Origin of the sequence: Candidatus Methylopumilus universalis (assembly GCF_006364435.1) — a bacterium.
Lineage (GTDB): Bacteria > Pseudomonadota > Gammaproteobacteria > Burkholderiales > Methylophilaceae > Methylopumilus > Methylopumilus universalis.
On sequence record NZ_CP040977.1, the window covers coordinates 728,941 to 742,313 of the forward strand.

Sequence of the window (13,373 nt, forward strand, 5' to 3'; positions counted from 1 at the left end):
TCATATCTGTGGTGCGAAAGGAGAGACTCGAACTCTCACGCCTTGCGGCGCTGGAACCTAAATCCAGTGCGTCTACCAATTCCGCCACTCTCGCGATGATTAAAAAAGTTATATATAACAAAAATTTAGCTCTATTTTATAACAAGTTAGTCTTTATCTAAAAGGAATAATTCAATGAATCAATGAAATACGTAGATATTTTGATTTAAGATGTCATAAATTATTAGAAACTATAAAGTCACAAACCCAAAAGATTCAAATTGAAAACACGAGCCCTTAAATTGCAATTTCTCCCGTCCCTATTTTTCGTATGTCTTATGGCGTTCTATCTATCGGGCTGCAATTTTATCAGTTATGAGACCAAACCTATTGCGAATCAACAGGTTATTGAAAAAATCACCGCCAAAGAACCAGAAGATCCGAGATTTAAAGAATTTTTAAAAATTCAGGGATTTAAGGAGGATAGCCTTCCAATTAAAGAATGGGGGCTTAATGAGCTTATGCTTTGCGCACTTTTTTTCAACCCAAGAATTGAAATTGCAAAAAAAGAATGGGATGTTGCAAAGATTCAAGAAATGATCGCTCCAATTAAAGCGCCCTCCTCTGTTGGTTTTGAAAGCGGCAGACAAACTACAGGCGTCAAAGAAAACTCAAGAGATGCTTTTGGATTAAGTTTCACCACGTTATTTGAAACAGCTGATAAAGCTAAAATTAGAGAGGAAAGAGCAAGAAATCAGTCTTTGATCAAACGCTTAGAGCTAAGAAAGCTCGCATGGGATATTAAAACAGATCTCACATTAAATTATCTTCGCTATCATCAACTACTTCTAAATCTTCAAATAATAAGAAGCGAAATTAAACTGCAAAATGAAATCTTAAATATGTTGAAAAAAAGAAAGTCACTTGGGCTAAGTTCATCAATAGATAGCAATTTCAATCAAATTGAACTGAATAAAAACATACAAAAATTAAATGAGGAGCAATACCAACTTAATGAAACAAAATCAAAATTAGCCTCGATTTTAGGTATATCAGCAGAAAAACTTAATACAATGAGAATTGCAAATATAAATATGGATCAAAGCATTGAGATCTTCAGCAAAACGCTTGATGATGAAACAAAACAACGGGATGTTATCAATCTTGGGCTTTTTAATCGTATTGATTTAAGAATAGCTTTAGCAAAATATGCAGTTTCAGAATCGCAACTAAAATTAAATGTAGCAAATCAATATCCAGATATTAGATTTTCACCTGCTTATATTTTTGATTACGGATCCAGCAAATGGCTTCTTGGTGTAACTTCACTAATTCCAACAGTGGAAAAAAATAAAAATCTAGTTGAAGAAGCAAAAAAACTAAGGGACATTGAAAGCTTACAAGTTGAAAAAATCCAAACGTCTATCATTAATGAACTCGCAAAACTAAGAGATAATTATACAAATGCTAAAGATATGGTGAGAAAAGATACTGAGGATCTATCTGCTGCAAATGCCTTAGAAAATTCAATTGAAAGTAAATTTAACCAGGGTGAAATTGACCGAATTGAATTAACTCAACAAAAATTAATTACTATGCAATATAAGCGAAGATTTTATACCAACAAAATTACACTAATGAAAATAGGATTTGATTTTGAAGCGCTTTTACAAGAACCTCTAAACACTAATAAAAATAATGAAAAATAAACTGAATGCCTTTCTTGTCATCCAAGCAATACTAATCCTAATTCTGGTTTGGTTATTAACTTATTTCGGCCGAGATGAATTTAACAATATAAAACCTAATTCAGATATTTCAAAAAACACTCAAAGTTTAATAAAGTCAGCCAATGGGGTTAACTATATAACTCTTAGCCCAGAAATACAGTCAAATAGCGGAATAAAGACCCAACCGGTTCAAACTTCAGATTACATAAAGAATCTTACAAATTATGCAACAGTCCTCAGCATTGACTTATTGATTGAACAAAAAAATAGATTTAATGAAATTAAAAATCAAATAAGCCTCTTATCCAATGAGTTAGAAAGGGATAAAAAAAATTACGAAAGATTCAAAGCTCTTAATGATGATAATAAAAACGTATCAGACAAAGCTTTACAAGAAATGAAAGTCAATTTTGAAAATACAAAAATAAAACTTCAGACCACCCAAGAACTTATAACTGGGATTAAGCAAAATATTAGAGCTCAATGGGGAGAAATAATACTATCGATGATTGACGCTGGGGCACGAAAAGAATTATTTGAATTTCTTGTTCAAGGAAAGGCAAGGATTATAAAAGTAACATTACCTGAAAATGCTGATAATCAACCTCCGAAAAATATTAGTTTAGCTTTAATCGACAATCTAAATGAAAAATTTTTAGCAAGTTATCTTGCAGAATCGCCTACATTAGATAAGTCGATAAAAGGAAAAACTTATTTTTACATTGTTTATAGCAATCAATTAAGAATTGATTCCAAAGTAATTGCAAATCAAGTTCAAGATAAACTATCTTCTGAATCCGGCAAGTACTTAGCAATTCCAAAAGAAGCAGTAATATGGAACTCAGGCCAAGCATGGGTTTACGTTCAATCAAGTGAAAATAAATTTTTCCGTAAATCTATTGAAACAAATACTGAGAGCTCAAATGGTTGGATTGTCAAAGAGAATCAAATTAAAGAAAATGACCTTATTGTAATTAATGGCGCTCAACTTTTACTCTCGGAAGAATTTAAATATCAAATAAAAAATGAAAACGATGATTAAATCAAAATGATGTCTTCTATCGTAAAGTTTTCAATAAGATATACAGGGGTCATCATCGGCCTTGCAGTTATTGCAATAATATTTGGGTTATACCAAATTACCAGAAGTCCCTTGAATGTTTTTCCTGAGTTTGCTCCTAACCAAGTTATTATTCAAACAGAATCTCCAGGACTTTCATCTGATTTAGTAGAGTCGCTCGTTACCCTACCTATTGAGAAAAATTTAGGGGGAACTATCGGCATTGAAACAATAAGATCCCAATCCATCCCTGGACTATCGGTTATCACAATCATTTTTAATGAGCAGACAGACATCTATAGAAATAGGCAGGTAATTTCTGAAAGACTTTCTTCGATTTCAAGCAGTATGCCTCCAGGTATTATCCCTAAAATAACGCCACTAACATCGGCAGCATCATCAGTTTTGGGTATTGGAATTACATCAAAGACAAAATCTTTAACTGAAATTAGGACAGTGACTGATCGAGTAATTATTCCTCATCTCTTGTCAATCCCAGGCGTTGCAGATGTAAATATATTTGGTGGCAAAGTTAAGCAATATCAAATTGAAATCCAGCCAGAAAAATTGATTCAATCAAATATTTCGATTGAACAAATAATTAATGCGGCTAGCAAGTCTTCTGGGGTAAGAGGGGCAGGTTTCATTGAAAATAGCAATCAAAGAATTATTGTTAATACAGAAGGCCAATCTAAATCTTTAGAAGATATTGGTAAAACACCTGTAATTAGTAATAAAAATCAGATCATTTATCTTAAAGATCTAGCTGTGATCAAAGAAGGGTCAGTCCCCACGATCAGCGCAGCATCAATCAATGGTGAGGAAGGAATTTATTTATCTGTCCAAGGCCAGTTGGGTTCTGACACTTATAAACTCACCCAGCTAATTGAGGCAGCAGTTTTAGATATAAAACCATCACTTCTTGATCAAGACATTCAAATTAACCCCGAATTATTTAGACCTGCAAATTTTATTGATGCTTCGATAAAGGGCGTTCGTCTTGACATATTAATTGGCTCATTGCTTGTTATTATAATTTTATTTTTATTTTTATTTAACCTAAGAACGGCTTTTATATCAGCAACAGCAATACCACTTTCACTTCTAAGTGCAATTATTGTTTTAAGCTATTTTAATCTTGGTTTAAATATTATGGTTTTAAGCGGTCTCGCTATTGCTCTGGGCGAGGTTGTTGATGACGCTATAATTGATTCTGAAAATATTTTTAGGCGATTAAAAGAAAATATAAAATTAAAGAATCCACTACCAATTAGCAAGGTTGTTTACGACGCATCAATGGAAGTGAGAAGTTCTGTAGTATATGCCACGATGATTGTTGTAACTGTTTTTCTTCCTCTTCTTTCGTTAAATGGCGTTGCTGGAAAACTTTTTGGCCCGTTGGGTATTGCATACATCCTATCAATATTAGCTTCTTTAGTTGTCGCGCTAACAGTCACCCCTGCTCTATCTTACCTCCTTCTTGGTAAATCAAACTTCAAGTCATCTGAATCACCATTAATGTCTTACATAAAGAATAAGTACATTGATGTACTTCATTTCATAGAAAAAAAATCAACTGCAATCATTTTGCTAACGTTCACATTTATCTTAATAGGATTTTCATTAGTCCCATTATTTAAAACACAATTCATTCCTCCACTTCACGAGGGTCACTTCATTATGCATATGACTACACTTCCGGGGACCTCAGAAAAAGAATCCTTGCGCATAGGAAACGAAATAAGTAAAAAAATTCGTGATATAACCGGGGTGAAATCTGTTGCACAGTGGGTAGGTAGATCACCAATGGGCGCTGATACATTTGGGACGCATTATAGTGAATTTGAAATTGAACTTAAAAATTCAGACGGGCCAACACAAGATAAAATCTTAGAGCAAATTGAAGACTTAACACAAAATAATAATTATGTAGGACTAAATTTTGCTATTAATACATTCCTAACAGAACGTATCGAAGAGACGATTTCAGGTTACTACTCTTCGGTAGTAATCAATATTTTTGGCACAAATCTTGACACTATTGACCAAGATACTCAAAAAATATCTTCTACTCTGGCTTCTATTAAGGGTGCAAAAAATATTAATATAGTATCCCCTGCTGGTACTCCTCAAATTACGATACATTTTTTATCTGAAAAATTAAGCCAATGGGGCATTCAAAAAACCGATCTTCTGAATGCTATTCGTGCAGCGTTTGAAGGTCTTCCAGTAGCGCAAGTATACGAAGGAAATGCAAAGGTAAATATTTCTATTATTTTAAACAAAAACTTTCGAGATGATATTACAGATATTCAAAAATTACCTATCATGGCAGCAGATGGCAAAATTGTTGAGCTAGGACAAGTTGCCTATATTGCTCAAGAAAACGGAAGGTCTAAAATTCTTCATCAAGGAGGAAAGCGCATTCAAACTATAACAGCTGATATTGATGAAAGAGATATTAATGATTTTAATAATGATCTAAAGAGTGAACTAAATAAACTTAAGTTAAATCAAGGTAACTACTATGAAATTACTGGGGCAGCTCAGGCGAATGCAAAATCACAAGAGGAACTTATAGTCCACTCTATTATTGCAGGTGCAGGCATACTACTAATGCTATATATAGCTTTTGGAAATCTGCGAAATTTATTACTTACATTATTTAATCTACCTTTTGCATTAATTGGGGGTGTATTTGCTGTTAGTTTTAATGCAGGTTGGATATCTATTGGCTCACTTGTTGGGTTTGTAACGCTTTTTGGAATTACCTTACGAAATTCAATAATGCTGATATCTCATTACCAACATTTAATTAATGTTGAGAATCACACTTGGAATTTGGAAACATGTATTAAAGGGGCTTCTGAAAGACTTCCTTCTATTTTAATGACTGCCATAGTCACTGCATTAGGTTTGCTTCCATTGGCTCTGGGAAGTGGTCAGCCAGGTAAGGAGATTGAAGGTCCTATGGCTAGTATTATTGTAGGCGGTCTTGTCACATCTACTATATTGAATCTTCTAATACTGCCAAGCATTATGTTACATTTTGGAAAATTCGAAAAAGAAGAATAAATTAATTTTCTTTAAAGAAATCAATCCATTTTTTAATATTAGAAGCCTTGTAAGCAATTTCATCAAATTCGCTTTTTGGATTCGATTGCGCAACAATCCCTCCTCCCGAATAGAAATGAAGCGTGTTATCTTTTTTGATCAATGTACGAATTGCAATATTAGTATCCATTTGGCGATTAAACCCGATATAGCCAATCGAGCCACAATAAATGTCACGTCTATGGGGTTCTAACTGATCAATAATTTCCATTGATCTAATTTTTGGAGTCCCTGTAATGGACCCTCCAGGAAAAGAATCTTTAAGTAACTTAGGCAGAGATGAGTGAGGCTTTAAAATACCTTCTACTATACTTTCAAGATGATGCACATTGCTATATGACTTGAGTTCACAAAGCGCTTTAACATTTACACTTCCAGGAATACAATTTTTACCCAGATCATTACGTAATAAATCAACAATCATTAAATTTTCTGCGCGATCTTTTTCGCTCTTAAGTAAGCGCTCTGCATTCTCTTTATCAATTGAAGGATTTGGATCTCTCGGCTCAGTGCCCTTAATAGGCCTCGTTTCAACATTTCCATCCGTTGATTTAATAAACCTCTCAGGAGATCCACATAAAACATCAAAATCTTCATGATGTAAATAGGCCATAAAAGGTGAGCGATTAATTGTTCTTAATTTTTTATATCCTGTCCAGCCACTACCTTCACACTGAGCATGATATTTATTGGAAATATTTATTTGGTAACAGTCGCCTGCTTTAATAAAAGCTAAAATTTTATTTACAATCAACTCGTAGGCATTGAAATCTAAAAGTGGTTTAGTTGATGAGCGAGTCTTAAATGAGTGATGACTAGCTTTTGCATTCTTAAATTTTTCAGCAAGATCGTTTAGATAATTATTTGTATCTTTATTTAATAAATGAGATGCAATACATGCTTTTTTTTCTTGATGATCTACAATCAAAGCCCAGTCATAGATACCAACCATCATAAGGGGAATGCCAACATGATCTTTATCGTTCTGAACGTATGTTTGCCCTAATTCGTAAGAAAAGTATCCTAAAGCTCCTCCAGTAAAGGGTAGCGAGGAATTTTGAACTTCAAATCGCGCAAGAACTTTATCTAAAACATCAAAAGCATTTTCCTTAACAATTTTTTTTTGATTGTCTTCTTCAATGCTGACAGTATTTTCATCTGCGATTATTTTGATAAATGGACGGCTGACTATAATGTCGAATCTAGATTTATCTGAAATATTTTTATCTAAATCATCATGAATACCGCTATCTAAATAGCAAGACCATGAATCATCAGCAATAGCTTCAAAATAAACGGAGCTATCCGAAAAGTAAGGCAATGAAATGAGGTGTGTATTATTCAACGGCTGTTGAGATTTAAACTTAATGATCTGAAATTATATGCTGATTAAATAATTAAGGGCGCATAAAGCGCCCTTAATTATTTAATGCCTTATAGAAATTTACTCTAGGTTTGCGTGAATTGCGCGCATACCTTCTTCAGTCAATCCTTTAGCATGAATTAATTCTGAAATAACTGCTTCAAGGTAGATCAATGTAGATAATTCAAATGAAGTGCCCATAGGCATTCCTTGGGTAAGACCAAAAGAATCATCATTACCAATTTGTACAGTTAAATCAGCCATATCCGACATAGGTGATTTATTTTTCATTGAAACAACAACGATCTTAGCGCCTTTTGATTTAGCAGTTTCAAGAAGCGGCAAAAGTGTTTTTGTGCCTCCAGAACCTGAAATCACTAGAAATAGATCGCCTGCTTTAATTGCTGGCGTCACAATTTCGCCCACCATATTAACCTGATAGCCACTATGCACGAGACGCATTGCAAAAAAGCGTGAAACAAGTCCTGATCGCCCAGCGCCACCTACAAAAATACGACCTGCTTCATCTATAAGCTTAAGAAGCTTAGCCGCATTACTTTGCTCAGTCACTGCTAAAACGCTTGAAATTTTATCTAATAGTAATTTTTGATGCATGTTGAACCCTTTTTATTTAAAAATAAACAGCCTATAAAAAAAATCCCGACTCATTGCTAAGTCGGGACTTGATTTAGTTTATCAATAATTGTTTCTTAACAATTATCCATGAGCAATTTTTGTGATTTCTGCAGCAGCAGCAGCTGGATCAGCAGCGCCGTAAATTGCAGCACCAGCAACAATAATAGATGCACCAGCATCTTTAACTTGCTGAGTCGTAGCAGCTTTAACACCACCAGCAACTGAAATTTTAACGCCAGTTTTTAAACCAGCAATCATAGCTAAGTCAGCAAAAGGAGTGTGACCAGCAGCTTGTGCATCAAGACCAGTGTGAACACCGATAATTTGAACGCCTGCAGCAACACATTCTTTTGTTAAAGCTTCTTTGTTTGCAACGTTGATCATGTCAACTTGAACTTCTTTACCATATTTCTTAGCAGCAGCAACTACGCCTTTGATTGTAGCAATGCCTGAAGCGCCAAGAACTGTACAGATGTCTGCGCCAGCTTTGTAGAATGGCTCAGACTCATATTCACCTGCATCCATTGTTTTTAAGTCAACAAGGATTTGGTTCTTTGGGAATTTTGCTTTTAATGTTTCAAGAAGCTTGATACCGTTATGCTTAATGCATGGTGTACCAATTTCAAGGATGTCTACGTGTGGAGCAACTTTAGCTGCTAATGCAACTGTTGCGTCAAAATCTAATGAATCTAATGCCATTTGTGTTAAAGCCATGGTTTTTCTCCGTATTTATTACAAGTTTTCTAAAATAGTTCGTTGCTAAAAGGAAGTTTGAACTTCATGAAGCAGGAAACCGATCATATAGGGCTAATCATTTTGTGTCAATAATCAACCCTACTCACTCTATAGTCATTTAAGGTCATTTTTATGACAATAAATGGTTTATAGCTTTTCGTTTAAAGCTGTTTCGAGTTTGTTTTGATCCACTACGAAACCACGAATACCTTCTGAAAGTTTTTCAGTTGCCATCGCATCTTCATTCAATGCAAAGCGGAATTCATCCTCAGTCATTTTAGCTGGGGCTGATTTTGTAGCGCCGCCGTCTTTGAGTAACCTTGGCAAATCTCCCTGGGTTGCTTCAAGCTCCTGAAGTAAATTTGGTGCAATTGTTAAGCGATCACAACCAGCTAGTGCTGTAATTTCACCGATATTTCTAAAGGATGCGCCCATCACAACTGTTTTATATCCATGCTCTTTATAGTAAGCGTAAATTTTACGAACAGATATAACGCCTGGATCTTCTTCTGAAGAATAAGTATTACCAGTTTTAGCTTTATACCAATCAAGGATACGACCAACAAATGGTGAAATAAGAAATACGCCAGCCTCAGCGCATGCGCGGGCTTGTCCGAAACCAAAAAGAAGTGTTAAGTTACAATTAATGCCTTCTTTTTCTAAAATTTCGCCTGCTTTAATCCCTTCCCATGTGGAAGCCAATTTAATAAGTACGCGATCTTTTTTAACGCCAGCCTCATCGTAAAGACCAATTAATTTTCTACCCTTTTTAACCATCGCATCAATATTGAAGGATAAGCGCGCATCTACTTCAGTAGAAATACGGCCAGGAATATGTTTTAGGATTTCAAGCCCTACAAGCACAGCTAACTTGTCAGCTGCATCTTCAACTTGCTGAGCTTTGTTACTGCTTTTAGATTTAGCGTATGCAATAGCTTCTTTAATCATAGGCTCACACTGAGGGAGCGTACTTGCTTTTAATAACAAAGATGGGTTAGTCGTTGCGTCGTAAGGTTTTACTGTTTTAATTGCTTCCACGTCACCAGTGTCTGCAACGATCGTTGTCATGCCTTTTAATTGCTCTAATAATGTTGCCATTGCTTTAAATCTCCAAAAAATGATGTCTTTGAAATCGGATCGTAAATTATATATGAATTGACTCTCAATCCTAAGATTTCAAAACATGTTTTACGCTTTAAATCACTAATTTTTGAGTAAACCTAGCATTTCTTCATAAAAATAAATATGAATATTACATTTTAATGAAAATTAACAGACTTTAATGCTTTTTAAATGCATTTTAAGAGTATTTAGCTACATATTTTGTAATATGATGCTGATTTTCATTACCTTTTCCACCCTCCACAATCACCAGCACATTAAACCAAAACACTAGGATAAGGATTCAGATGACAATAAGGTGTTAATTTGGCAAAATGACGTCTTTTTATGACGCCTCACATTAAAGATTTTTGAAGTTAACTGTCTTTGTCTTAAAAACCAATTAAACTAAAACACCATTACTAAAAATTAAATTCTAAGTTCTTCAAGTTACTAACCTAAGGGCCTTTATGTCAGCACATGTCATTCCACTAGAAAATCTTCGAAATACAGATGTTGGGTCTGTTGGAGGGAAGAATGCATCTCTAGGTGAAATGATTTCTCAACTTCATGCTAAAGGTGTTCGAGTACCTACTGGATTCGCAACCACAGCACATGCATTTAGAGAATTTTTAGCCCATAACGCGCTCGACGAAAAGATTGCCAACGAACTTAAAACATTAAATACAGACGATACTTCTGCACTCGCAATTAGCGGAAAAAAAGTAAGGCAATGGATTATTGATACACCCTTCCCGTCTTCTTTAGAAAAAGCTATTGAAGAAAACTATACACGACTCACAAAGAATTCTGCAGAAGGGATGACTTTCGCAGTGAGATCTTCTGCTACCGCAGAAGACTTACCTGACGCCTCATTTGCAGGCCAGCAAGAAAGTTTTTTAAATATCCATGGTGTAGAAAATATTAAACATGCGATCAAGGAAGTTTTTGCGTCACTCTATAATGATCGGGCTATTTCATATCGCGTACATAAAGGTTTCGTGCATGCTGATGTTGCAATTTCAGCAGGCGTGCAACAGATGGTAAGAAGTGATATTGGCTGCTCAGGTGTAATGTTTACGATCGACACCGAGTCTGGATTTAAAGATGTTGTATTTATTACCGCCTCTTATGGTTTAGGAGAAACGGTTGTTCAGGGGGCTGTTAATCCAGACGAATTTTACGTCTTCAAACCTCTTTTAAAAGTAGGTAAACCAGCAATCGTCAGACGCTCCATTGGATCTAAAAAAATTAAAATGGTTTTTAGTGACGCAACACAAGCTGGGAAAAGTACACATACGATTGATGTAGATCCTAAAGAAAGTGATTCGTTTAGCTTAAACGATCAAGATATTTTAGAGCTTGCTCAATATGCCGTCACTATTGAATCTCATTATGGATGTCCTATGGATATTGAATGGGGTAGAAATGGTTTAGATGGAAAAATTTATATCCTCCAAGCAAGACCTGAAACCGTAAAGTCTCAATCAAAAAACGCAATTGAAGTTTTTAAATTAAAGGGAACTGGTAAAGCCATTGTCGCTGGACGTGCGGTCACCCAAAAAATTGGTGTTGGTCCCGTTCGCATTGTGAAAGACCCATCTGAAATGCATTCCGTGCAACCTGGCGATGTTCTGGTTGCAGATATGACTGATCCAAATTGGGAGCCTGTCATGAAAAGAGCTGCAGCACTCGTTACTAACCGAGGTGGTCGCACATGTCATGCCGCGATCATTGCGCGCGAACTTGGTATTCCAGCTATTGTAGGAAGTGTCGATGCAACTGAGCTTCTTCAGGAAGGTGAGATTGTCACCGTATGTTGTTCAGAAGGAGAAACTGGATTTGTTTTTCAAGGTGCCCTTGAATATGAGGTGAATACAGAAAAAGAAACTATCCTTTCTACCCCACCAGTGAAAATTATGATGAATGTCGGCAATCCAGATATGGCATTTACGTTTGCTCAAACACCAAATGATGGCGTAGGTTTAGCGCGTCTAGAATTTGTGATTAATAATATGATTGGGATTCATCCTAAAGCCATTTTAAATTATGCCGCCATGCCGCAAGATATTCAAAAACAAATCGCATATCGTGCGCGCGGCTATGCAAATCCTAAACAATTTTATATCGATAAAGTGGCTGAGGGTGTTGCAACGATTGCAGCAGCGTTTTACCCAAAACCCGTGATCGTAAGAACCTCTGACTTCAAATCGAATGAGTATAAAAAATTAGTAGGTGGAGATATTTACGAGCCAGATGAAGAAAATCCAATGATCGGTTTTAGAGGTGCAGCACGTTATATGTCAGAAGATTTTAAAGAGTGTTTCGTCATGGAATGCCAAGCTATGAAAAAGGTACGTGAAACATTAGGCTTAGTAAATGTTGAAATCATGATTCCATTTGTGAGAACACTGGAAGAAGCAAAAGAAGTGACATCAATCATGGCAGCAAACGGACTTAAACGCGGGGAGCACGGACTTCGTTTAATTATGATGTGTGAAGTGCCGTCTAACGCAATCTTAGCTGAAGCATTTCTTGAGTACTTCGATGGATTCTCAATTGGATCAAATGATTTAACTCAACTGACATTGGGTACCGATCGCGACTCTGGTATTTTGGCAGATGGTTTTGATGAAAGAAATGATGCAGTAAAATTATTAATTCAAATGGCAATTAAAGCCGCTAAAAAAACAAAGAAATATATTGGGATTTGTGGCCAAGGTCCATCAGATCATCCCGACTTTGCTGAATGGCTTGTTAAAGAAGGTATTTCATCTATGTCACTCAATCCTGATACAGTGATCAGTACCTGGAAACGTATTAGCCAAAAATAATGTCACAACAAAAAAGAACAGCGTTCTTTATCTCAGATGGAACAGGCATTACAGCTGGCGCATTAGGCCAACTTTTAGCACACTTTCCAGAAACACAATTCACGCAAATTAGAATTCCATTTACTGATTCCGACGCTAAAGTGGATGATGCGCAAAAACGTATCGTCAATGCAAGAATGGAAAATGGGCAAAGACCCATTGTCATCATGTCGATTGGCAATCAAAAACTTCGCGCTGAACTTAAAGAAGTTGATGCTTACTACATCGATCTTTTTGATTCATTTATTGATCCTTTAGGTGTTGAATTAAAAGAAGAACCGCTGACACGACCGGGTGTGGCACATAGTATTTCAGGCACTAATTATTCAGACAGAATGGAAGCAATTAATTTTGCATTAGGCCACGATGACGGCATGACACATAATGGTTTAAATCAAGCCAATGTCATTTTAGTGGGCGTATCAAGATCAGGCAAAACACCAACAAGCATTTATCTCGCGATGCAATTTGGTATTAAAGCCGCGAACTACCCTCTCACACCTGAAGATTTTGAAAGAAAAGCGCTGCCGCCTATTTTAGAAGGTTATATTGATAAAATTTTCGGGCTAACAATACAAGCAGATCGCTTAAGTAGCCTTCGAAGTGAAAGACGACCAAATAGTACATATGCTTCGCTTGATAACTGCAGAAAAGAAATTACTGATTGTGAAAATCTTATGAAGCGAGCAGGCATTCCTTGGGCAGATTCGACTACACGCTCAGTCGAGGAACTATCAGCTATCATCCTACAAAAAATCCGCCAACCAAATACCTAAAAAGTA

Annotated in this window: 9 protein-coding genes and 1 tRNA gene; 5 read left to right on the forward strand and 5 right to left on the reverse strand. The window is 35.8% G+C overall.

Annotated features, from left to right (window positions below):
* Positions 1 to 9 precede the first annotated feature (9 nt).
* Positions 10 to 94, reverse strand: a tRNA-Leu gene (locus FIT70_RS03975).
* A 223-nt stretch (positions 95 to 317) separates the two neighbouring features.
* Here FIT70_RS03975 and FIT70_RS03980 point away from each other — a divergent pair.
* Genes FIT70_RS03980 through FIT70_RS03990 form a run of 3 tightly spaced genes read left to right on the forward strand, consistent with a single transcriptional unit; the run spans position 318 to position 5,844 of the window.
* Complete coding sequence (locus tag FIT70_RS03980; protein WP_139928577.1) at positions 318 to 1,688, forward strand: TolC family protein; 1,371 nt, start codon at positions 318 to 320, stop codon at positions 1,686 to 1,688.
* Entirely contained in the window at positions 1,678 to 2,751 is a 1,074-nt protein-coding gene (locus tag FIT70_RS03985; protein ID WP_139928579.1) for an efflux RND transporter periplasmic adaptor subunit, read from the forward strand. The genes FIT70_RS03980 and FIT70_RS03985 overlap by 11 nt, the downstream gene beginning before the upstream one ends.
* Before the next feature lie 6 nt (positions 2,752 to 2,757).
* The gene (locus FIT70_RS03990) at positions 2,758 to 5,844 is read left to right on the forward strand and encodes an efflux RND transporter permease subunit (protein ID WP_139930731.1); all 3,087 of its coding nucleotides are present in this window, start codon (positions 2,758 to 2,760) and stop codon (positions 5,842 to 5,844) included.
* 1 nt (position 5,845) lies between these two features.
* On the opposite strand, the gene pabB is transcribed toward FIT70_RS03990, so the two are convergent.
* The 4 genes from pabB to tal all read right to left on the reverse strand — a co-directional run bounded on the left by pabB (position 5,846) and on the right by tal (position 9,715).
* Positions 5,846 to 7,204 (reverse strand): aminodeoxychorismate synthase component I, encoded by a 1,359-nt coding sequence (gene pabB, locus FIT70_RS03995; RefSeq protein WP_189340832.1) that lies wholly within the window; start codon positions 7,202 to 7,204, stop codon positions 5,846 to 5,848.
* Between the two features lie 123 nt (positions 7,205 to 7,327).
* The gene (gene hxlB, locus FIT70_RS04000; protein WP_028818082.1) at positions 7,328 to 7,861 is read right to left on the reverse strand and encodes a 6-phospho-3-hexuloisomerase; all 534 of its coding nucleotides are present in this window, start codon (positions 7,859 to 7,861) and stop codon (positions 7,328 to 7,330) included.
* A gap of 102 nt (positions 7,862 to 7,963) precedes the next feature.
* Positions 7,964 to 8,596 (reverse strand): 3-hexulose-6-phosphate synthase, encoded by a 633-nt coding sequence (gene hxlA / locus FIT70_RS04005; protein WP_028818081.1) that lies wholly within the window; start codon positions 8,594 to 8,596, stop codon positions 7,964 to 7,966.
* A 168-nt stretch (positions 8,597 to 8,764) separates the two neighbouring features.
* The gene (gene tal, locus FIT70_RS04010; protein ID WP_139884428.1) at positions 8,765 to 9,715 is read right to left on the reverse strand and encodes a transaldolase; all 951 of its coding nucleotides are present in this window, start codon (positions 9,713 to 9,715) and stop codon (positions 8,765 to 8,767) included.
* Positions 9,716 to 10,188: 473 nt separating this feature from the next.
* On the opposite strand from tal, the gene ppsA reads away from it, so the two are divergent.
* Positions 10,189 to 12,552 (forward strand): phosphoenolpyruvate synthase, encoded by a 2,364-nt coding sequence (gene ppsA, locus FIT70_RS04015; RefSeq protein WP_139930733.1) that lies wholly within the window; start codon positions 10,189 to 10,191, stop codon positions 12,550 to 12,552.
* The gene (locus tag FIT70_RS04020; RefSeq protein WP_139930735.1) at positions 12,552 to 13,367 is read left to right on the forward strand and encodes a pyruvate, water dikinase regulatory protein; all 816 of its coding nucleotides are present in this window, start codon (positions 12,552 to 12,554) and stop codon (positions 13,365 to 13,367) included. Before ppsA ends, FIT70_RS04020 begins: the two co-directional genes overlap by 1 nt.
* Positions 13,368 to 13,373 lie beyond the last annotated feature (6 nt).